We start from the raw sequence: 22,656 nt of genomic DNA, 5'->3' as shown, positions 1-22,656 counted from the left end.
ATCCTTAAATTTGTATACAAAATCAGGGAGTTACTGATGAGTTATAAGAATAGCTTACCTCTACTTGGCAAAGTCGCTATCGCGGTTGCAGCCTCTGTCTCTTTTTCTGCTATGGCGGATACGTACAACGAAGCCCCACAGCTAAAAGAGTTGGTTGAAGCAGGGCAGCTCGCCCCTGTTTCTGAGCGTTTGCCTGAAAACCCACTTGTTGTTGAGCCGATTGAATCTATCGGTCAATACGGCGGTGAATTGCGTTTGCTGGGATTGAAAGCAGACCGTGGTCACCGTATGCGTATGCTGAAGTACGACAACTTATTTAACTTTAACCGTCACTACACTGGTATTGAACCTAACCTTGCGACCAGCTACACCGTAAATGAAGATCTAACCGAGTACACGATCAGCTTGCGTAAAGGTGTTAAGTGGTCAGACGGCTCTGAGTTTACAGCAGATGACATTAAGTTCTACTTGGATCTGATCAATCGTGAAGATTGGTCTGGTAACCGACCTCTATACGCAAGTGCGCCGGGTGATGCTGTAGGTGAGGTTGTCGATAAATACACCATCAAGATCAAGCTAAAAAAAGCAGATGGTATGTTTATTCGCAAACTGGCGAACACCGATGGTTCAAATATCGTTCAGTTCCCAAAACACTACTGTCAGCAGTACCTGCCTGAAGTAAACCCTAAAGCGAATGAAGAAGCAAAAGCAGCGGGCTTTGATAGCTGGCAACAATACTTCCAAACTAAGTGTCGCGCGATTTACTTCCAAGAAAGTTACCAAAACCCAGACCGCCCGACAGTAAACGCTTGGAAGGTAAAAGTGGTTCCAGGTCCGCAAACTCAGTATGCAGTTTGGGAACGTAACCCATACTATTGGCAAGTAGATACGGCAGGTAACCAACTACCTTACCTGGATTCGGTTTACTTCTCTTACTCTGAAAATAAAGAAGAGATGGTTCTTCGTGCTGCGGCGGGTGAGACTGATTTTCAAACACGTCACATTGGTGTAGCCAAATACCGTCCAATGCTAATTGAAAACGAGAATAAAGGTCAATTTACCTACGCCACTCGTCCAAGTACCAGCATGAACGCGGTAATCTTAGGTTTCAACCAAACGCACAAAGACCCTGTTAAACGCGAGCTATTCTCTAACAAAGACTTCCGTGTCGCGCTATCTCACGCGATTGATCGTGAAGGCATCAGCGAAACAGTATTCTCTGGTGTTGTTGCGCCTTATCAAGCGGCTCCATCTGAAGGCAGTGCATTTTACGATAAAGAGTTTGCCAATCAGTACACTGAGTTTAACCAAGAACTTGCCAACCAACTGCTGGACAAAGTAGGTCTAAACAAGAAAGACGACGATGGTTATCGACTAGATAAGAATGGCAACCGTCTTCGTATTGAAGCACTGGTTAACCAACAAAAAGTGGGTGAAACCACTGACATCCTTGAATTGGTTAAGAATGACTGGCAGAAGGTAGGCATCTTCTTAGATATTCGCATCGTTGAAGGCTCTTACTTGCAAACACAGCGCTTAGCGAACGAGTATGACTTAGCGCCAGCTAAAGGTGACGGTGGTATCGGTGTGTTGGATACTTTCCGCAGCTATGCACCTCAAAACCCTGAGTCTACCTGGGGCTTAGGTTACTACTACTGGATGACAGACACTTCACACGCTAATGCCGTTGAGCCACCTGCACATGTTAAGAAACAAATTGAGCTTTACCGTGCTATGGGCAAAACGTCTTCTCATGAAGAACAGTCTAAACTAATGCAACAAATTATTGATATTGCAAAAGAAAACTTCTATGTGATTGGTACGGTTCAACCTCTGGATGAAGGTGTGATCATTCGTAAAGGCGTTCGCAACGCTGATACTGAGGTTCCAAACTCATACAGTATCGCTTCGCCAGGTCCTATGCGTACCGCTCAACTTTGGAAGGAATCTAAATAATTTCGTTTAACTAGGTATGGGTAAACCAGACCTGTTGGCCGCAGTCACTAGCAGCTGCGGCTAACGAACCTTTTGTTTTAACTGTTTGCGTAGTCGCAAATGTAGGAATATTTATGAGCAGTTTTTTTCTGTATATAGGACAAAGATTAGCGGCGGTGTTTACCACTTTGCTTGTCGTGTCTATTTTAGTTTTTGTCGTTATTGATTTACCACCGGGTGATTTTGCTTCTGCAAAAATCGCAGAAATGGCCGCTATGGGTCAAGATGTCGACCCAGAGCAGATCCTTGTTTTGCGTGAAATGTTTGGTTTGGATAAACCGTTGCATGAGCGATACGTAAGTTGGATGGGAGGTCTACTTACAGGTGATCTAGGGCTTTCTCTGGTTAACAATAAGCCAGTTTGGGAAAACATTCAGCCTACGCTGTTACCTACCATTCTTCTCGCTTGCGCAGTACTGGTTTTCAAATTTACGTTAGCGATTCCAATTGGTGTTTACTCTGCTCTGCGTCAATATTCTTTTGGCGATTACATCGCAACCATATTTGGTTTTATCGGCATGGCAACGCCGAACTTCGTTATTGCGATTGTTGCCTTGCTAATTGGTTATCACTCTTTTGACGTGATGCTGTCTGGTCTCTACTCGCCGGAGTATATCTCTCAACCGATGAGTTTCGAAAAATTCATGGATGGTGTTAGCCGTAGCTGGCTGTATATTCTTGTTGCTGGTACAGCAGGTATGGCGGGTATCATTCGTATTATGCGTGCCAACTTGCTTGATGAATTAACTAAACCTTATGTAAAAACCGCACGTGCTAAAGGCCAAAAAGAATTTACGCTTCTAGTTAAGTACCCAATTCGTGTCGCGTGTCTACCACTTGCTGCGACTATTGGTTGGCAATTACCACTTCTTATCAGTGCAGACGTGATTGTAAGTCAGGTGTTGAACATCCCAACAATGGGACCAACCATGCTTAGCGCATTGCGTAACCAAGATATGTACCTAGCTGGTGACATCCTATTGCTGATGTCGACCTTAACCATTATCGGTACCATCATTTCTGACCTCATCATGTATTGGGTAGACCCTCGCGTCCGCGCTGGTCTTTAATCAAGGAGTAATCATCATGACAGCTAATATTCAAACTGCTCCTTCTAATAGCATTTTTGCTCGAGTATGGAAGCGCAAGAAAAAACAGATTGACCTAACGGAAGCAACCGCTTGGCAATTGATTGGTCTTAAGTTAAGACGTCACAAATTGGCTTGGTACAGTATGTGGTTCTTAGCGCTAATCTATTTTGTCGCTGCATTCGCGGAGTTTTTTGCACCGTTTAACTCAAGCGACAACTGGCGTCGATACACTTATGCGCCGCCGCAAGAAGTCAATTTATTTGAAAAGACGGATAACGGTTGGGACTGGGCACCGCACTTGATTGGCTACGACGTGAAAACGGACATGCGGTCATTAAAGCGTCATTACACCGAAAATCCAGCCAAGAAAATTTATTTTGAATTTTTTGGCGAGGTAGAACCGTACACGCTAGCTGGATTCATTCCAATGAAGTACAAGTTAGTTGTACCAGAAAATAAACGTGACCCTTTCTTTATCCTTGGTTCTGACCGAATGGGACGCGATATGTTATCGCGACTCATTCATGGTGCGCGTATCTCGCTGTCGGTTGGTCTAATCGGTGTATTTTTTACCTTTTTCATCGGAATCTTGGTGGGTGGTATCTCCGGTTACTTTGGTGGCCGAGTCGATAACTTCATCCAACGTACCATGGAAATTGTTAAATCGGTGCCAACGCTTCCGCTTTGGATGGCGCTAGGTGCATCACTACCTAATGACTGGAGCTCGTTGCAGCGCTACTTCCTTATCACCATTATCTTAGGTTTGGTTGCATGGCCTGATATGGCTCGCGTTGTCCGCAGCCGATTCATGTCATTGAAGAGCGAAGAGTATGTTGCAGCGGCATGGTTAGATGGTAACTCGCCATTTGAAATTATCCGCCGTTACATGGTGCCAAACTTCCTAAGCCATATTATCGCTGTTGTTACGCTTGCTATTCCGAGCATGATTTTGGGTGAAACGGCGCTTAGCTTCTTAGGTCTTGGCCTTCAACCACCAATGGTGAGTTGGGGGGTATTGTTACAAGAAGCCCAAAACATCCGTGCTTTAGCGGATGCGATCTGGCTGTTAATTCCAGCAGCAAGCGTGGTTATTGCCATTCTAGCGATGAACTTTGTAGGTGACGGTTTACGTGACGCCTGCGACCCTTACCATGAACAAGGTGCAAAATAAGGTATTTAAAATGGCGGATAAAATTCTTGAAGTTAAAGATCTCAACGTCAGCTTCCCGACAACGATGGAAACCTTCCACGCGGTTAAAAACGTATCGTTTCATTTAAATCGTGGGGAAACCTTGTCGGTCATCGGTGAGTCGGGTTCTGGTAAATCGGTGACAACCAGCGCGATTCTTCAGCTGCTGGACAAACCAGGACGCATTGATTCAGGGGAAATTCTTTATCATACCGATGGATCCAAGGTGGATATCACCACGTTGCATCCGCGTAGTGAAGAAATGCGTAATTTGCGTCGCTTTAACTTCTCATTGGTATCGCAAGAGCCAATGGCAGCACTGAGCCCGGTTCATACTGTTGGCGATCAAATTAAAGAAGTACTTTGTCTTGTTGACCCAGGTATCACGAAACAAGTGGCTCATGAACGTGCAGTTGAACTTTTGACTCAGGTGCAAATGCCTGAGCCGGAAAGTTTGATTAACAAGTACTCGTTCCAGCTATCTGGTGGTCAGCGTCAACGAGTTGTCATTGCGATGGCGATTGCCAGTCGTCCAGATGTATTAATTGCTGACGAGCCAACAACGGCGTTAGATGTGACAACTCAAGCTGAAATTTTGGATTTGTTTGCCAAACTGCAGCAAGAGATAGGCATGGCTATTTTGTTCATTACGCATGATTTAGGGGTAGTGGCACAGATCTCAGACCGTGTAGTCGTTATGGAAAAAGGTGTTGTTGTCGAGCAAGGGGATGTACGCCAAATCTTCGAACAACCGGAGCATCCATATACGATCAAGCTAATGAATGCGACGCGTGCGCTTGAGCTACCTTCTAAGGTGAAAAAGCCGTTTGTTTACGCAGGGCAAACGCCACTTTTAGATGTAAACAACGTCACTAAAGTGTTTGAAAAACCGGGCAAGATGCTCGAGAAAAAACAATTTATGACGGCGGTTAACAACGCGACGCTAACGCTGCACCCAGGTGAATCTTTGGGAATTGTTGGTGAATCTGGTTCGGGAAAAAGTACTTTAGGCCGAGCTATTTTAGGTATGCAGCCAGCAACGTCAGGTAACATTCGTTACGTAGACGAAAATAGTGATATCGAGCTTGAGCTTGCTGACTATAAACGTGTGAAACGCGATCCTCTGTTTGCTGATCTGCGTTTAATTTTCCAGGACCCGTGGTCCTCTTTGAATCCACGTATGACGGTTGCGGATATCATTGAAGAGCCACTGAAACTGCTTCGTACAGAGATGAGTGCACAAGAACGTAAAGATCGCGTACGTAACATGATGCGTCGAGTTGGGTTGCCAGCGGAGTTTTCAAGCCGCTATCCACACGCATTCTCTGGGGGGCAGCGTCAGCGAATTGTAATTGCTCGCGCTTTGGTGACGATTCCTAAACTCATCATTGCAGATGAGGCGACGGCAGCATTGGACGTTTCACTGCGTGCCCAGGTTTTGGACCTATTGATTGAATTCCAAAACGAATTTGGCACCTCGTTCATTTTGATCACTCATGATATTGCAACCGTGAAGTATTTCTGTGATCGAGTGATCGTACTGCAGCACGGCACGATAATGGAGCAGGGTACTATCGAGCAGGTCATTCATAACCCGCAAGAACCCTACACTCAAAAATTGATTGCAGCGGTTCCAGTAGCCGAACTACCTAAAGAAGTGGCGTAAAGTTCACTGGTTACTCTAATTCAGGGTGACTTTAAGTTGTCTTTAAAAGGCCGCGTTATGCGGCCTTTTTTATTTTCACAATTCGTAAATTATAAAAATATTAAAAGGTTCCTATGAAGTTTTGGCAAGATCTCTCCATTGTTAGACGTATCTACATTGGCTTTACCTTGTTGCTGCTGGCGATGATTTCGATTGCGGGCGTGAGTTTACTTCAAGGTAACTTGCAGTCCGAGCGTACCCATAGAGTGACTGAAGTGATTTCTCCTTATATGGTGGAGCTTAATCGAGTTACCGTTCACTTGCTCACAAGCCAAGCTCTGGCTAATTCTTATTTCACGCCGCTGGATGCCAGCATGTATACAACCATCGAATCTCAGTTTTTAAAAAACCATGAGCTTTATGATGAAAAACTGTTGGAGTTGGATGCTTTGTTCACCCAACTCAACGAGCACCAAATCGATTTGTTAAAAATTCCGCATGACAGCGCACTATTTTCAAAAACACACGATTTGTTCAAGCGATATCAACAAGTTGTCGAAACAGAGCAATGGGTAGAGAGCCGGACTACGCAGTTTTCCCTAGACAGCACCAAAATGAAACGTGCCGCTTATAGCTTGTCTGGCTCGGTTGATGATATGAACGCCAGCTTTATGGCAAACAATCTCGCGGCCACCCTTGATTCACTTATCTTTAATACCAACCAAGGCTTAAATTCGAATTCGGTGGAAGCTATCGATGGACTGATCAAAAAGAATCTCGCCGTCGCCGAGCGGATTATTAAAACTAGCCAGTCTTTAGCGGAAAAAACACGCAGCTATACAACACGCGATCAAAAACGCCTGAAGGCTGTGATCGATCATGCGACGGATGAACAAGGTGTGTTGGTCAAACATTATCGCGCCATGTTGGAACAGGCAGAAGTATTCGAACTCCTCGCTGGGGTTCAGTCAGATACGGCACAGTTAATCGAGTTGTTTGTCCACCAGTCTGAACAGCTTAGACAACTATCTGAACAGCAAGTTGCTGAGGTCAATGTGATGCAAGCCAGGGGAGAAAAACTGATTATTTTGGTGACGTCAGTCTCTTTTTTAATTGTGTCAATTGTCGCTGTGACACTAAGTCGGACGATTCGCAACGCGCTATACATGCTTAAAGCGTCGTTAAATCGTATAGAAAATGGCGATCTGACGTTATCTACCGGCATTAAAAGTAACAACGAGTTTGGTGAATTGTCTAACTCGATAGATCAAATGATCAATACACTAAAGCACTTGGTGGCATTGGTTAAGTCGGTATCCCAGCAGCAAAACCAGCTTGCGAACCACAACCAAGTTACGGCTTGTAAAAGTCAAAAATCGCTTGAGTCGCAGCGCATTGAAACCGAAAGTGTCGCAGCGGCGATGAACGAAATGGAAAACTCGGTCGCGGAGGTCTCCCAAGCAACACGTACTTGCCAAACTCAGTTAACCGATATTGAATGTTCGGTCGTGAAAGGACAACAACAAACCACCGGCAACCTAGAGGCGCAAAATCGGCTGTCACAAGCACTCATAGAATCCGCAGATGCCATATCGCGAGTGAGTGATGTAAGCACAGAGATAGGTCGTGTACTTGAAGTGATTCAAGCCATAGCGGATCAAACCAATTTACTCGCGCTTAATGCCGCCATCGAGGCCGCAAGAGCTGGAAGCATGGGACGTGGCTTTGCCGTCGTTGCGGATGAGGTTAGGGAGCTAGCTGGTCGTACAGGGCGTTCAACTCAAGAGATCCATACAATGACTCAATTGCTACATAAATCGGTTGAGCAGGCGGTCCAGCAAGTGGAGCAATGCCATTTTTATATGCAGCACTCGCGCGAATCATCCAATCAAACCAGCATGGTAATGCAAGGTATTCAAGCCTCAATTTCTGAACTTGCTCAGTTGGGAGCACATATTGCTTCGGCGACGGAACAGCAACAAAACACTGCGATAGACATAGCGAAAAACATCAGTCGAATCTCAGACATCGCGTCATCGAATTCAAAAGGTGCTGTGGAAGTTGCAGAAAACGGACAGAAGTTGCAAGAGCTGTCGATAGAGCAACTTAAGTTGATTGAGCACTATAAGCTGAGCTGAGGTGAGTGATGGTAATGCGTCAAGGATTAGGTTTATCCAATAAAGCGATTCGAGTTCACAACAAGCGTTCCATCTTAACGCATTTGGCGAAAAGTGGTCCCTTGAGTAAATCAGAGCTGGCGTTCCGCACTCAGCTTTCGATACCTGCTGTGAGCAAGATACTGTCGGATCTGGATGGAGAATCAAAAATCATGCTTTTGCCTGGACCTGTTCAAAGTCGTGGTAACAGCGCGGGAATTTATGCACTTAGTAATAAACTCAGTCCCATTCTTTGTTTGAATGTATCACCTAATAAAATTGCGGCACTCGTTGTTACCGCAGACCTGGAGTTGCTACTCGAAGCCTCAGAGACCAAGATCAATGTCGAAACACCAGAAGCGTTAATTGATATGGTTTGTGATGTATATCATAACGCAAGAAAAGCCTGCAAACAGAGCAAACTACGTGTCGCTATCGGCTTGCACGGTCAAGTTTCCAGGCACAGTGGGGCATCTTTACATATGCCTCTTGCCAAGTGGAAAGGTGGCTTTGAATGTCGATATTTGTTAGCGCAAAGGCTTGATACTGACGTCATTGTCGAAAACGACTGTGTTGGATTAGCATTGGCAGAAAAGTGGCAAAGTGAGTGTCCTGAGCATTTTTGCGTGGTGAATTTAGACTATGGCATTGGCTCTGCTTTTATCATCGATGAGCAAGTATCTTTTGGCCGTTCTCATGCGAATGGCGAAATTGGGCACAATTTGGTGGATATTCATGGTAAGCAGTGTGGCTGTGGCCAGCGAGGGTGCCTGGAGACGGTTGCCTCTTTATCGGCATTACAAAGTGAGTGGGACAAGGTTATACAGAACGGGTGTATAGGTAATGCGCATTTTATTGATGCGGTATTAGCGAATCATCCAAATGCCATCCGTTTAAGTGAAAATGCAGTCAATGCGATTGGTCGAACATTGAGCAATTGCTTAAATTTAGTCGGTATTGAGAAAATTTTACTGTATGGCCGTTTATGTAAATTGGGTGACGCTTGGTTAAGCAGTATTCGTGAAGCAATTGCCTCACACCCTTTTAATGACTACGACGATATAACTCAGCATCAAACTCAAGTTATTTATGGCGAATTATCAACTTCTCAACAGCTTAAGGGATTGGCGTATCTATTTATTGAACAAAGCTTAAATTAGGTTGAACGTTGTTGATTAATAACAACCTAAGTAAGAAAGTGGTTATATTTAATTATAGATAACCAGAAAACGGGCATCGAACACAAACACGCATGCACCCATCCATGGAGCTTCGATTTGCCATCCATGGCAAATAGAGTTTGTTTATCGAACCCTGTTCCCTGAACAGTTAATTTTCCAGACTGGTATAACACCTAGGTATTTAGAGCCGGGGTAAGTTTAGTACCCAAGATTTTTGGCTGAGAAAAATGCGCCAACTGAGTTGGCGCGTTAGATTAGAAATGAAATTCTCCACAATCAGATTGTTGCAGTTCAACACCTCGATGTCTTGCTCTTATATAGGTGTTTCGAGCGATTCGGTTATTAAAATCTTCGGTAAAAGAACGTTTGATTTCGGCTAACCGAGCAGTGCTATCGGATGATTGAGTTTGTGCGTTTAACTGCAAAATAGTGAAAGGATTAGGAGTAGTCTCTAACTCTAAAATAGCGGGTACCAGCGTATTGAGCCCTTCATTTACCGGGCGGGCAATCACCAGTACCTTGCCAGCTGTTTGCGTGCTACGAATCAACGCTGGTGCGCTTCCCCATTCAGTCGCTCTTGGATTAGCGAAAATGTTGTCAGCTTCGATTAAGCTCGCTTCACCATAAACCTCAAACTTAATTTGATTGCGTGCCAGACGTTTGATGTTGCCATCTTCATCGGTCACTTCAGCAACGATGGTACCAATATCAGAACCATTAGCGATGAGTGAGGAGTTGTCGATACTCAGGCGCAGACGTGTTGGACGTTTTGCCGGATATTTGATTTCGGTGATCACACATTCTTCACCTACATAGCCTTTGGCAATGATGCAGGCTTCGGTGAATCTTTCTTCGCGGTGCAAGTGCTTAAAGTCCATAAAGTCAAAAGCGTCTTTGAAAATGGCAGGTAAAAACGGAATGCCTTTTCTCGGGTTTTTGACAACTTGCGCATCGAAATCTTTACCTGCGACGCTCAGTTCAACTCTATCCACATTACTCACCACCACGATATCTGAACCAGAAATAGGTGTAGCTTCGTGTAAAATTTTCAAATGGTAACCCGATTGGCAAATAGGGTGAGTTTTATTTGGATCACGCTGCGCCATAAATACATGATAGCTGTATTTATCTTGGCGAAACGCATCCATAATGCCACCCCAAAACTGCTCAGGATGATAACCACGTTGGTGATCAAAACCATGCCACATGGTACCGCCAACGTGTTGCCTTGGTGTTTGATGTAATACGTTGAGATTGGTGGCATATTCATGGCCGGAACTATCGGAGCCAATCGCGTAGTGCAGCGCTTGAATGATTTGTGCTTGCTCACCCCAGCTACGATGAACTCGGCTGTTAGAGTTGTGAGAATTCCAATCGTCAACGTTATCTCCCCATTCGCGCGTAAATACGGGTATGTCAAATTCCGCAGGATAAGTCAATTGACCGTCATCCGCTTCACCTTCTTTGACTTGGTTAGGGTGCGCATACATCAGTTCTCTTGCTTCAGGACAATCAATATAGCTGTCGAGAGGAACCCAAGTCGTTTCATCCATTTCTTGATGAACAATTTGATCTAGATCTTTTAAAAACCAGTTCGGCTGATGGGTTTCATTTAGAGCGGGTTCAAACATCCAAATGCATGCGTGGTTGCGATCGCGACGAATTTTTTCGCGTACGTTTTGCTTGGCTTGTTCAACAAACTGAGTCTCTTCATTCCAGAATTGCCAACCAATAGAAGGCTGAATAATTAATACCCCCAATTGATCAGCGGCATCAAGAAAGGCTGGGTCTTGCGGGTAGTGCGCAGTGCGGATCACCGACAAGCCAGCATCTTTGAGTTTCTTCACATCACTCCAATGCTGATTGTTGCTTAATGCAGTACCGATGTGTGCGTAGTACTGATGACGGTTAACACCGATTAACTTTTCTTCGTAGGCTTTGCCGTTAATGTAAAGGCCATCTTTGCCTTTTAGTTCAAGAGTGCGAATGCCAATTTTCAATCGCACGCTATCAATCTGTTCGCCAGAATTGTCGAAGAGTCGGCAGTCTAGCCAGTACAAATTTGGTGAGTCGGGGTGCCATAGCTCTGGCTGCTCTACCTGCATTTTACATCTGATATGCTGATCACTAGATTCTATCGAAACATTCAGCGACTGCTTGGTCGTAACGTGTCCAGTTTGGCAAGAGCTCAGTTGGCATTCAATAGTGACTGGTTGCGTATTATTCGTTTGATTAACAATCTGCATGCCAAGATCAATGGTGGCACTTTGTTCTGAAACGTTGCGATAGCGAACTCTTAATCCAGAATGTTTGGTGTTAGGGGTTGGAGTGTTAGCGATTCCTTCATGACCAAAATGCATCATCTTTTGTGTGGAATAAAGCCACACATCGCGATAAATACCGCCAACGTAAGTAAAATCAAGCTCGTATTGATTTTTTCCTGCAGGGAAGCTTGAGTCATCGCTATTATCTGCTTTGACCGCAATAATATTGGTTGAATCAAAATCCAGGAATGACGTTATATCAATAACAAGCGGTAGAAATCCTTCTTTACGCGAGGCCACTCGCTCTCCGTTAATCCACACTTCTGATTTACCTTGAATCGCTTCAAAATCAATGACGATTCTTTGATCTTGTAAATTCTCTGGGATAAGAAAGTGCTTCCGGTACCAAACGACGCCTTGGTAGTTAATGGTGCCACTGGCATCTTCAGGTAACAATTCCACACAATGTGGGAGAGAAACGGATGCCCAGTTTTTATCATCGCAAATAAGTTGATTGGCGTTTACAGGATCACCCTTGTAGAACAGCCAGCCTCCATTGAAATCAAAAACGTGCCGTGAAGGATCCGGCATAGAGAAAAATCCAGAATGAGAAAAGTCACGCCGACAATTAAGTGAGTGAATTGGCTTGTGGTGAATGAGTTGTGACAGGCAACGAGTCTGTTCTATCTGTGATGCCATGTGTTTTCCTACTGCTGATACTTAGACCGCGATATTATATCAACGCCGTGAAACCCAATGCGGAACAGTTTTGAATCCAAAGTCACACTACAAAGTTAACCAAGTTTACTATTATTCCACTTAATCACGTGATTATTGATATTTGCGATTTTGTAAACTGAATTTCCGCTCTATTTATTAATAAACAAGCTCGTAAGAAATAAAGTCATATTATTTTATTTGCATATATTTTGTAGAGATAAAGTGAGTTGTTAATAGAAGGTGTGATTAGTAATGAAGAAGTTAAATAATTGATTTTATTTACGTAAAAAGAAAGAGCCCATAAGGGCTCTTTAAGTATGCAAACAGTATGTTAAGAAATATAAGCTATATCTCATTTCAACTAGTAACTACTTTCGTAGGGCCAATACCAATTAAAAATTATCTAGAGTTATCGAAGACTTTAAGTTTTTAATGCAGCTAACTTAACCTCATTCAAAACCATCATATTTTCAATTACCCATATCCAATACCTTTGGGTTAAAACAATTAACCTGATACTGAATCTATATTTCATAAACTGTGATCAATTAATTTGTTAATTATCGAACACAGTTAAATCTTATCACTATGGAGTGATAAATCAATTCTGAAACGATGTTTTACAATGCGTGTCACACATTTGAAATTAATGAAAATTAAAAATGAAATGACGTTTCAATAAATCTTGATTGAGTGGGAGTGATTGTTTATAGTTTTTGTGTTCATTTTGCTTCTGTATGACATTGTGGTTTTTCGGTGAGTACAGGAAAGCGAGGTGATCATCTTCCCTCCATAAATCGACTGTTGTTAGAGGAATCGTGATGCGCGCTGTTGAACATCGCAAGTTGTCCCTTCTGTTTCCGTTTTTAAAGTGGTCCTCAAAGGTAAACTCCCAAACCCTTAAAGCGGATGTTTTAGCCGGACTTACAGGGGCGATTATCGTGCTCCCCCAAGGCATTGCTTATGCCATGATTGCAGGTTTGCCACCTGAGTTCGGTCTGTATACTGCAATTATCCCTGCTATTTTGGCATCACTGTTTGGCTCATCGCATCATTTGATTTCGGGCCCAACAGCGGCACTTTCGGTGATCGTATTTACCACCATAAGCCAGTTCGCTGATCCAGGAACGCCTCTCTACATCCAGCTCTGTTTTACCTTGACACTGTGTGCTGGGATTATTCAATTGCTGTTCGGGTTGTTGCGTTTTGGCGCTGTGGTCAACTTCGTTTCTCACTCTGTGGTGCTTGGGTTCACTTTAGGGGCGGCGATTGTTATTGGGGTCAGTCAGCTAAAACATGTATTGGGTTTGCAATACGACTCAGGCGAAACGGCGGTTGAAAATATCATACTGCTTGTCGGCAATATCAATGCGTTAAATAGTAAAGAGCTATTAGTGGGCTTTGTTACCATCGCAGTTTGTGTGTTGTGTAAACGCATTTGGCCAAAACTACCCCACATGTTATTCGCGACCTTGGTAGCGATGGGATTTGCGACTTGGATGAATCATGCTGGTAACGAGGTACTCATGGTGAGCCAAGTAAGCAGCAACTATTTAAGCCTGTCTTCTCCTTTTGTTGGTTTTAGCCATATATCTACCATGCTTGACGGTATTTTCGCGGTTGCGATGTTGGGTCTGGTTGAAGCGATTTCAATTAGTCGCTCGGTTGCGATGAAATCTCGCCAACAGCTTGATAGTAACCAAGAGTTTATCGGCCAGGGGATCTCAAACATGGTTGGCTCGTTTTTCTCTTGCTATGTCTCCTCGGGCTCTTTCACCCGCAGCGGCGTGAATTACAGCAGCGGCGCGCAAACCCCACTAGCCGCTGTGTTTGCTGGCTTGTTCTTATTAATCATCATGGTGCTGTTTGCGCCGTATGCAGCCTATATACCGATTGCAGGTATGGGCGGCCTGTTGCTGGTTGTTGCTTGGAACCTGGTGGATGTTCATCACATTAAAGTGATTGCAAAACATGATGGTAAAGAGATATTTATTTTGGTTGTGACCAGCCTATCGGCGATTTTTCTTCATCTTGAACTTTCTATTTATGTTGGCGTAGCTGCCTCTCTTTTCTTCTATTTACGCAGAACGTCGCGACCGACTATCGAGTTACTCAATTGCGATGAGCTGAATATTGACGATCAGCAAGATATCGCGGTTGTTCGTATTAATGGTTCGATTTTCTTTGGTTGCGTTCAATACCTCCATCAAGAGTTGCAGAAGATCAGTTCTAAGCAATTGATTATTTTAGGAAGAGGGATCAACTTCATTGACCATCTCGGTGTACAGATGCTCGATGATTATGTGTCAACCAGTGGGCGGAGCGTCTATTTCTGTCGCTTTAAAGCGAACGCCAAAGCATCACTATTAAATGGCGCAACGTCGGTACGAGAAGAGCAATTTTCAGACCGTTTGACACCATTATTAAAGCTAATTTGTAAGAGGTAATTCATGAAAGTATTAGTGACGGGTGGCTGCGGCTATATCGGCAGTCACGCCTGTGTCGCATTGGCTGCTGCTGGACATGAACCTATTGTGCTGGATAACTTCAGCAACAGTAACCCTAAGGCTGTGGTTCGTATTGAGAAGTTGATTGGGCGTCCATTGGTTGTTTATCAGGGGGACATTCGCGACCGCCTCGTGCTTGATTGCATTTTCGAACAGCACAGAATCGGTGCCGTGATGCATTTCGCCGGGCTAAAAGCAGTAGGCGAATCAGTGGCTAAACCGCTTGAGTATTATGATAACAACGTCTCAGGCACGCTAAATTTGTTGGCTGCGATGAGAACCGCACATATTTACCGTTTGATCTTCAGTTCATCGGCGACGGTGTATGGCGATCCTCTAACGGTTCCTATTTCTGAAGCTGCTCAAACCGGCGCAACGACCAATCCATATGGCACCAGTAAACATATGGTTGAAAGTTGTTTGAGAGATTTCTCTGCCGCCAATCCGGACTGGAGCATCACGCTGTTACGTTATTTCAACCCAATCGGTGCGCACCCTAGCGGTTTAATCGGTGAAGATCCGACAGGTATTCCCAATAACCTGATGCCGTTTATTACACAAGTGGCGATCGGGCGACGCGACACGCTCTCTATTTTCGGTAACGACTACCCAACGCATGATGGCACTGGCGTGCGTGACTACATTCATGTGCAGGATTTGGTAGAAGGCCACGTGGCGGCACTGGAAGAGCGAGGTAATGTCAGCGGGCTGCATGTCTATAACCTCGGGACAGGTAATGGCGTCAGTGTCTTAGATATGGTAGCGGCGATGAATAAGGTACTGGGCCGAGAGCTGCCAGTGCGCATCGAACCTCGACGAGCCGGTGATATTGCTCAGTGTTTTGCCGAAGTGGATAAGGCTGAGAAAGAGCTTGGTTGGAGCGCGAATCACGATTTAATGGATATGGTTGAGCACAGTTGGAACTGGCAGCAACGTAATCCTAATGGTTACCAATCTTAATTTTTAAGGAAACATTATGTCTCAATCATTTGATGTTGCAGAGCATCCTCACCGTCGTTTTAACCCCCTTACGGGTGAGTGGGTCCTAGTGTCGCCTCATCGTGCTAAAAGACCGTGGCAGGGGCAACAAGAAACACTCAATATTGAAAACTTGCCAAGTTATGATGATAACTGCTTTTTGTGCCCAACGAATAAGCGAATCAACGGTGATGTGAATCCCAATTATCAAGGCACTTTCGTCTTTAAGAATGACTTTGCTGCTCTTACCGAGCAAACCCCTGACTCACCAGTGAGCGACGATCCTCTTTTTCAACTTCATAGTGCCAAAGGGGAAAGCCGTGTGATCTGCTTCTCACCTGATCACAGTCGCACATTGCCAGAGTTGAACCTGGAAGAAATTGGTCATGTGATTACTACTTGGATGGAACAAACACAAGAGCTTAGCCAGCGTTACCCGTGGGTGCAGGTATTTGAAAACAAGGGTGAAAGCATGGGCTGCTCTCAACCTCACCCGCATGGTCAAATTTGGGCAAACAGTTTTGTACCAACCTTGGTTGCGAAAAAAGACCAACAGCAGCAACACTATTTTGAACGACACCATAGCCCTCTATTGCTGGATTATGTGCAGCGTGAAGTGGCGTCTGGCGAGCGTGTTGTGGTCGAAAGTGAATACTGGGTCGCGTTGGTTCCTTACTGGGCGGCCTGGCCATTTGAAACACTGGTCTTGCCAAAAGTTAAGCTAAGTCGACTGACGGAAATGACACCAGAGCTCCAGGCTGATCTCGCCAAGACGATTAAGTTGTTAACCACTAAGTACGATAATCTTTTTCAGTGCTCCTTCCCTTACTCAATGGGCTGGCATGGTGCACCGTTTATCGGCGGAAATCCCGACGCTTATTGGCAAGTTCATGCGAGCTTTTTACCACCATTGCTGCGCAGTGCCACGGTACGAAAATTCATGGTTGGGTATGAAATGCTAGCAGAGAGCCAGCGCGACCTAACGCCTGAGCAAGCGGCAGAACGCCTACGCAACGCTTCAGAGACTCACTACAAGCAACAAGACTAATTTTGCGACGTTCGGAGAAGCATTTCTTCTCCGAACCTCTGAATCATATAGGTAGATGGCGGTTGGCGAGTTTGACCATCCGCTGTAATGGGAAGCTGATTGTCAGCTTTTTTTTGAAATTGATTTTTAAAATGAAATGATGTTTTAAAAATGTGAGCGGGCTATGCGTTTATCGAAAAGTATCACTGTAAACTATAGATATATCATCGAGCATAACCCTGAGTTTGCATTACAAAGGTTTTAAGAGAATTTCGGTATGAGTGAAACGATTACTTTGCGTCCGTTGCCAGGCACGCTGGACGAAACAAAAGTGGTGAACCATCTAACCACAGTAGTAGAAGCGATTAAGCGCAATATTGCTAAAATTGGTGAGCGTAATCCAAAAATTGGTACTTCGGATCACCAATGGGATTACTGCGACCAGTTTGACTGGGTTTCGTCTTTTTGGACAGGCGAGTTATGGCTTTGCTATCAAATGACGGCTGATCAGCAGTTTAAAAACAGTGCCAAGTTGCGCAAACAATATTTTGCCGACATGTTGCTTGATCCATTCTGGTTAGATCACGATTTAGGTTTCCAATACAGCTTAAGCTGCGTGGCCGATTACAAATTGACGGGCGATGAAGAGTCAAAAATGATGGCAATTCGCGCCGCTGATCACCTTATCCATCGTTTCCGCAAGATTGGTGGTTATATCGTTGCGTGGAATGACACGCATCCTCTTGGCCCTGAAATTACGCAAGGCAAATCGATCATCGATTCTTTGCAAAATACTGCGTTACTATTTTGGGCGTCAAAAGTGACCGGTTCTCCTGTTTATGCGCAAGCCGCTACTCGACACAGCGAGACGTTAGCTAAGCATATTGTTCGTGAGGATTACTCAACATATCACTCATTTAACTTCCATCCTGTTACACAGGAGCCTATTAAAGGTGAGACGTTCCAAGGCTTCGCCGACGATTCTTGTTGGGCGCGCGGACAGTCATGGGCAATCCACGGTTTCGCTCAAACTTATCTGTACACTCAAGATGAGAAATTCCTAACGCTGGCGAAGAAGCTCGCTCGATACGCTGTAGAGCAAATCACAGACGATGGCGTTCCTGTTTGGGATTACTCGCTACCAAGTGACGAAATTCAGTATAAAGACAGTTCCGCAGGCGCGATTACTGCTGCGGGCTTACTGTTGATTTCGCAGTGTATTCAAGATCCAGAAGAAGCGAAGCAGTACCGAGATTGGGGTAACTTCCTGTTGCAAGGTCTGATGAACAGCTGTGATTTAACGGACGATGAATCTGCGCTTGGCTTGCTTGCGCATGGCGCTTCATTTGTCAAAGTTGGTTTGTGCGACAACATGTTGCCGTACGGTGATTACTACTACCTAGAAGCTTTGATGCGCGCAAACGGTTATCAGAAGTTCTTCTGGTAAGCATACTCGAATATCCATTCAGGGGGATGAAAGCCCCCTGTCTCTCCCAACTTTTTGGAGCCTATCATGACCCAAGTTGCCTCTCGTAAAGGTCATATGACCCTGCCTGTCGAAGAAGGGCAGGAAGAAGTAGTACTGGATTTATATCAGCGTTGGCAAGCGGATGCACTTCGCGACAGCGATGGTACAACGATGCCAGATTCATTAGCTGAGCAAGACAGCGACATCTATTCGGTGATGTGCCTTGTTCGTGCCGATCAGGAATACGCCAATCAGCATCCAGAGTATTTGCATCGTAAATATTTGATGTCTTTCCCTGTGACGGCGATGAGTGATCGCGTTGAGATTTACCCGCTTAATGGCTACAGCAAAGACAAATATGAGCTGGATGATGACAGTGAGCCGAAGCTTTGGTGGGAAGTTAGAAACCGTACCTTGAACGAAGTGATTCCAACTGACAAGTGGGAATTTGATGCGGAACATCAGCGTATTGAACTCTTTGATGCGATCCCTTATCACGAGTACACCATTACCTTTATGGCTCGTCAGGTTTGGGACAGCGTTTCTATGTACAACGCGCTGACTAACGATTGGAAAGGCCCTCGTATTAAGAGTCTTGACCCATACCATCCAGAATGTCGTGCTCATCTGTTAAATCATTTTGCACATTGGTTGGAAACGCACCCGAATACTACAGTGGTTCGATTCACCACCTTTGCATTTTTGTTTGTTATTGATACTGGTGAGAAAAACCAAGACATTTATCGAGATTGGACGGGTTACGGCGAAACCGTGAGCCCACGAGCGCTGGAAGATTTTGAAAAGCGTTTTGGCTATAAGTTGTCTCCAGAAGATTTTGTCGATGCCGGTTACTACAACGGTACCTACAAAGTGCCTTCTAAGCAGTACCAAGACTGGATGACCTTTGTCCAAGAGTTCGTTGTAGAGTTTGCTGCAGAGTTAGTCAACATGGCTCATCAAGCAGGCAAAAAGACCGCGATGTTCCAGGGTGACCACTGGATTGGAACGGAACCATTCCTTGAGAGCTACCAAAAGATTGGTATCGATATCAATGTCGGCGCGGTAGAAGATGGCGTAGCGCTGCGTCGTTTAACCGATTCTGGCGGCGATCAGATTCGCGAAGCGCGTTTCTACCCGTATTTCTTCCCGGATGTATTCCGTGAGGGGAACGATCCTGTGGTTGAGTCTATGTCTAACTGGACCAAGATTCGTCGTGCCATGCTGCAAAAGCCGTTAGATCGTATTGGCTATGGCGGCTACTTGTCACTCGCGAACCAGTTCCCGCACTTTATCGATCATGTGACTGAAATCTCAAGTCAGTTTGGCGACTACCTTGAGTACACACAACGCAGTGAATCGAAGAAAGTAACAGGAAAAGTTGCGGTATTGAGCGCATGGGGTGCTGCGCGTAGCTGGCTGCAAAACCAAGCTCGCGACCAACGCTTCTACGTTCCACCTCGCCCAGATGTGATGGAACTTGTGGGTAACAACATCCTTGAGTGTCTGTCTGGCTTGCCGTTTGAGGTTGAGTTCATCAGCTTTGATGACATTGCAGAAAAAGGCATCGATCCGGAGATCAAAGTCATCATCAACACAGGTGACGCGAACTCTGCATGGAGTGGCGGTGAATGTTGGAATGATCCTAAAGTCATCGTTGCATTGCGTCAGTTTGTTGCTGAAGGTGGCGGCCTGCTGGGTGTGTCTGAGCCTTCTGCATGGCAGAAAAATGGTCGCTACTTCCAGCTAGGCGATGTGTTTGGCTTAGAAAAAGAAACCTCCCTGACGATGGGACGTGTCGCGATGCCACTGCAAATTGAAGAGAATCATTACTTAAGTCAGTTCATTAAAGGTGACGAGGATTTCGGTAACCCAAGTTATGTGTACCCACAAGCGGATGACTTGACGGTACTGGCAGCACAAGGGCAACACTTAGCGTTAACCGCGCGCGGATACGGTGCTGGTCGAGCTGTGTATCTGGGTAACTTGCCATTCAGTATGGAAAACGCTCGTTTGCTACAACACATTCTGTTATGGCTGACTCAGCAGGAAGCGCTTCCTCATGCATGGTTGTCTAATAACCCGTATGTCGATGTTGCTTTTTATCCTGAGACCAACAAAGCCACGGCCGTGAATTTCACGGATCAAGCTCAGCAGGTCACGGTATTCAATACACAGGGTGAACCACAGCAATTGGCATTGCAGCCGTATGAGTGGTGTTGGTTCGATAACTAATGAAGTTAAAGAAGGTGTGAGAGCACCTTCTTTTTGTTCCTGACAGTGAACAAAGTTGACTGTTGCATCCTCCCTTTGGACTGAATCAAGGAGTTGTTCGCATCATGTATTCACAACATTTGATGCAGATCCGACGTAAGCTGTCACAAACAATTATTGAACAGCAGTTGTCTCTTCATACACCACAGTCTTGGCAACAACAGATCGCGCAGTGGCAAGACACTTTCGCTCCTCACTCTGGATGGCCTGATATTCAGTTGGCAGACGCCGCGCACGATGGACAAATCATTCAAGCCTATTTACAGCGTGTGCTGCTTCTCGCCTGTCAATTTAATCGTCAGCGTTGTTTGAAGGCTCATTCCATCGCAGAACAAGCTTTGGTGTATTGGTATCAAATCAATCCAACTAACTGGAACTGGTGGTGGAACCAAATCGGAAAGCAGCGACTGATGGGGCCAATGGCTTTATTACTCAATGGAGAGCTTAGTCAGGCATTAAAAAGCAAACTGATCGAAGATCTACCGAATCAAGTTTCGATGACAGGGGCGAATCGCGTCGATCTTGCCAATGGAGTAGCGTATCGAGGCTTGTTAGAAAACGATGAAACACGCTTTGCAGAGGCGATGGACGCGATAGCAGAAACGATTGCCATTACTCACGAAGAGGGCATGCAGGCTGATTTCTCCTATCAACAGCATGGGCCGCAATTACAAAATGGTGGCTATGGTGAATCGTTTCTCAATGTTGCGCTTCCCTGGGCTTATGTTTGCGCGGAGACCCGGTTCCGTTTTTCATCACAGCAACAACGTTTGTTATTGACTTACTATCTACAAGGCTCGGTATGGATGACTCGGACCGGGCGCTGGGACTACAACGCCTGTGGCCGAGCTATCGCCAAACCTAATTTGGAAAAACCGCATTGTCGAACGATGCTGATGACCCAAGCTAAGATGTTGCTGGCGCTGTTCCCTTATTATCGCCTTCAGTTGCAAAGGTATCTCGAGCACCTTCAAGGGCATGACTATCCTTTTGCTGGGTTTAAACACTTCTGGCGTTCTGACTATGCGGCTATGGCCAATAACAAATACGCAGTAACTGTGAAAGCCAATTCCTGTCGCATTAAACCGATTGAAACTGGCAATCAAGAGAACCTTTTGGGGTTTTGGTTGGGTTTTGGCAGTATGAATATTGGGGTGACGGGTAACGAGTACCACGACATTTTTCCTTATTGGGATTGGGCTAAGATTCCGGGTGTGACGTGTCCACAAATTGTCATGCCAGCCCATGAATGGGGAAGAATAGAGCAACAAACGGATTGGACGGGCGGCGTCAGCAATGGTCGTTGGGGGATCACCAGTTTCGAGCTGGATGTGATGCAAACTCAAGGACTAAAATCTTGGTTCTTTTGTGACGGGGTGATTATCGCTCTTGGGGCGGGGATAAGTTCGACGCACCCTGAACCGGTAATGACCACCATTAATCAGTGCCACTATGATTTCCCTGCGTGTGTAAATGATGCATACCAGAACGGGGAGTCAACGACAGTTAAAGCCAAAAGTTGGCTGCATCATGCTAATGTGGGTTACGTTCTCGGTAATGTGAATGCTCACTTACATAGTCACATACAACAAGGCAGTTGGCAGCGAATTAATGCCCACTTGAGTGCAGACAAAGTGAGTGGCAGGGTGTTTAACTTGTCAATTGATCATGGTGTTCAACCTAAAAATGCCTGTTATGAATACACGCTGTTACCTGGGTCTTCATTGGCGGAGACAAAACGTTATGCCGCTCAACCTTATGTTAAGGTATTGGAGAATACACCTGCGCTTCAGGCGGTGGTTTATCAAGGCAATATTGGCTGCGTTTTTCGCTGTGCGGGTCGTATCGAAATACCAGAGTCTGATACGCAACAAGGCGTGACTCTAGAGGTTGATAAGCCGTGTTTATTACTTTGTGAGAGAACACAGACAGGCTTTCAATTTGCTATATCTACGCCCGGAAGAGGGGATAGAGTTAACCTGGTGCTTTACGTCAAAGGGGAAAGTCATCGCTTTTTTGTCGAGACTTTCGACAAGCTTGACCGACTCGGAGAAAGCGTCCGCTTTGACCTACACTTGCATTAGTTTTGTTTTAATTGAGCTGGTGTCTACGCTTGGAGTCCTGCACTTTGACTTTATTTGGACATAAACCACAGCTAAAGCGG

At 45.1% G+C, this 22,656-nt stretch carries 13 protein-coding genes; 12 read left to right on the top strand and 1 reads right to left on the bottom strand.

Annotation, left to right across the window (positions count from 1 at the left end; genetic code table 11):
- The first annotated feature begins 36 nt into the window (after positions 1-36).
- The 6 genes from OO774_RS17470 (at position 37) to OO774_RS17445 (ending at position 9,236) form a co-directional block, all read left to right on the top strand.
- On the top strand, positions 37-1,956 hold the full coding sequence (locus OO774_RS17470) for an ABC transporter substrate-binding protein (protein WP_264907897.1): 1,920 nt from the start codon (positions 37-39) through the stop codon (positions 1,954-1,956).
- A 113-nt stretch (positions 1,957-2,069) separates the two neighbouring features.
- Complete coding sequence (locus tag OO774_RS17465) at positions 2,070-3,065, top strand: ABC transporter permease (protein WP_264907894.1); 996 nt, start codon at positions 2,070-2,072, stop codon at positions 3,063-3,065.
- 16 nt (positions 3,066-3,081) lie between these two features.
- Positions 3,082-4,257, top strand: coding sequence for an ABC transporter permease (locus OO774_RS17460; protein WP_264907892.1), 1,176 nt, complete (start codon positions 3,082-3,084; stop codon positions 4,255-4,257).
- 10 nt (positions 4,258-4,267) lie between these two features.
- Positions 4,268-5,941: an ABC transporter ATP-binding protein gene (locus tag OO774_RS17455; RefSeq protein WP_264907890.1), complete on the top strand. Its 1,674-nt coding sequence runs from the start codon at positions 4,268-4,270 to the stop codon at positions 5,939-5,941.
- A 113-nt stretch (positions 5,942-6,054) separates the two neighbouring features.
- The gene (locus OO774_RS17450; protein WP_264907888.1) at positions 6,055-8,058 is read left to right on the top strand and encodes a methyl-accepting chemotaxis protein; all 2,004 of its coding nucleotides are present in this window, start codon (positions 6,055-6,057) and stop codon (positions 8,056-8,058) included.
- Positions 8,059-8,072: 14 nt separating this feature from the next.
- Positions 8,073-9,236: an ROK family transcriptional regulator gene (locus tag OO774_RS17445; protein ID WP_264907886.1), complete on the top strand. Its 1,164-nt coding sequence runs from the start codon at positions 8,073-8,075 to the stop codon at positions 9,234-9,236.
- Between the two features lie 275 nt (positions 9,237-9,511).
- Here the strand turns inward: OO774_RS17445 and OO774_RS17440 are convergent, their stop codons facing one another.
- Positions 9,512-12,220, bottom strand: coding sequence for a sugar-binding domain-containing protein (locus tag OO774_RS17440; RefSeq protein ID WP_264907884.1), 2,709 nt, complete (start codon positions 12,218-12,220; stop codon positions 9,512-9,514).
- An 842-nt stretch (positions 12,221-13,062) separates the two neighbouring features.
- Here OO774_RS17440 and OO774_RS17435 point away from each other — a divergent pair.
- The 6 genes from OO774_RS17435 to OO774_RS17410 all read left to right on the top strand — a co-directional run bounded on the left by OO774_RS17435 (position 13,063) and on the right by OO774_RS17410 (position 22,576).
- Entirely contained in the window at positions 13,063-14,688 is a 1,626-nt protein-coding gene (locus tag OO774_RS17435) for a SulP family inorganic anion transporter (protein ID WP_264907882.1), read from the top strand.
- A 3-nt stretch (positions 14,689-14,691) separates the two neighbouring features.
- Positions 14,692-15,708 (top strand): UDP-glucose 4-epimerase GalE, encoded by a 1,017-nt coding sequence (gene galE / locus OO774_RS17430; protein WP_264907880.1) that lies wholly within the window; start codon positions 14,692-14,694, stop codon positions 15,706-15,708.
- 13 nt (positions 15,709-15,721) lie between these two features.
- Positions 15,722-16,774, top strand: coding sequence for a UDP-glucose--hexose-1-phosphate uridylyltransferase (locus OO774_RS17425; protein ID WP_264908726.1), 1,053 nt, complete (start codon positions 15,722-15,724; stop codon positions 16,772-16,774).
- A gap of 256 nt (positions 16,775-17,030) precedes the next feature.
- Positions 17,031-18,200 (top strand): glycoside hydrolase family 88 protein, encoded by a 1,170-nt coding sequence (locus tag OO774_RS17420; RefSeq protein ID WP_264907878.1) that lies wholly within the window; start codon positions 17,031-17,033, stop codon positions 18,198-18,200.
- 66 nt (positions 18,201-18,266) lie between these two features.
- A complete protein-coding gene (gene gnpA, locus OO774_RS17415; protein ID WP_264907876.1) occupies positions 18,267-20,453 on the top strand; it encodes a 1,3-beta-galactosyl-N-acetylhexosamine phosphorylase in 2,187 nt (728 codons plus the stop codon).
- Between the two features lie 104 nt (positions 20,454-20,557).
- A complete protein-coding gene (locus OO774_RS17410) occupies positions 20,558-22,576 on the top strand; it encodes a polysaccharide lyase 8 family protein (RefSeq protein ID WP_264907874.1) in 2,019 nt (672 codons plus the stop codon).
- Positions 22,577-22,656 lie beyond the last annotated feature (80 nt).

The sequence above is a fragment of the Vibrio sp. STUT-A11 genome (genome assembly GCF_026000435.1).
Taxonomy (GTDB): Bacteria; Pseudomonadota; Gammaproteobacteria; order Enterobacterales; family Vibrionaceae; genus Vibrio.
This window is presented reverse-complemented; position numbering and strand designations above follow the sequence as displayed.

Bases quoted from the DNA above. Each gene is read 5' to 3' on its own strand.
- OO774_RS17470 (WP_264907897.1), top strand. From the start codon at position 37: ATGAGTTATAAGAATAGCTTACCTCTACTTGGCAAAGTCGCTATCGCG.
- OO774_RS17465 (WP_264907894.1), top strand. From the start codon at position 2,070: ATGAGCAGTTTTTTTCTGTATATAGGACAAAGATTAGCGGCGGTGTTT.
- OO774_RS17460 (WP_264907892.1), top strand. From the start codon at position 3,082: ATGACAGCTAATATTCAAACTGCTCCTTCTAATAGCATTTTTGCTCGA.
- OO774_RS17455 (WP_264907890.1), top strand. From the start codon at position 4,268: ATGGCGGATAAAATTCTTGAAGTTAAAGATCTCAACGTCAGCTTCCCG.
- OO774_RS17450 (WP_264907888.1), top strand. From the start codon at position 6,055: ATGAAGTTTTGGCAAGATCTCTCCATTGTTAGACGTATCTACATTGGC.
- OO774_RS17445 (WP_264907886.1), top strand. From the start codon at position 8,073: ATGCGTCAAGGATTAGGTTTATCCAATAAAGCGATTCGAGTTCACAAC.
- OO774_RS17440 (WP_264907884.1), bottom strand. From the start codon at position 12,220: ATGGCATCACAGATAGAACAGACTCGTTGCCTGTCACAACTCATTCAC.
- OO774_RS17435 (WP_264907882.1), top strand. From the start codon at position 13,063: ATGCGCGCTGTTGAACATCGCAAGTTGTCCCTTCTGTTTCCGTTTTTA.
- galE (WP_264907880.1), top strand. From the start codon at position 14,692: ATGAAAGTATTAGTGACGGGTGGCTGCGGCTATATCGGCAGTCACGCC.
- OO774_RS17420 (WP_264907878.1), top strand. From the start codon at position 17,031: ATGAGTGAAACGATTACTTTGCGTCCGTTGCCAGGCACGCTGGACGAA.
- gnpA (WP_264907876.1), top strand. From the start codon at position 18,267: ATGACCCAAGTTGCCTCTCGTAAAGGTCATATGACCCTGCCTGTCGAA.
- OO774_RS17410 (WP_264907874.1), top strand. From the start codon at position 20,558: ATGTATTCACAACATTTGATGCAGATCCGACGTAAGCTGTCACAAACA.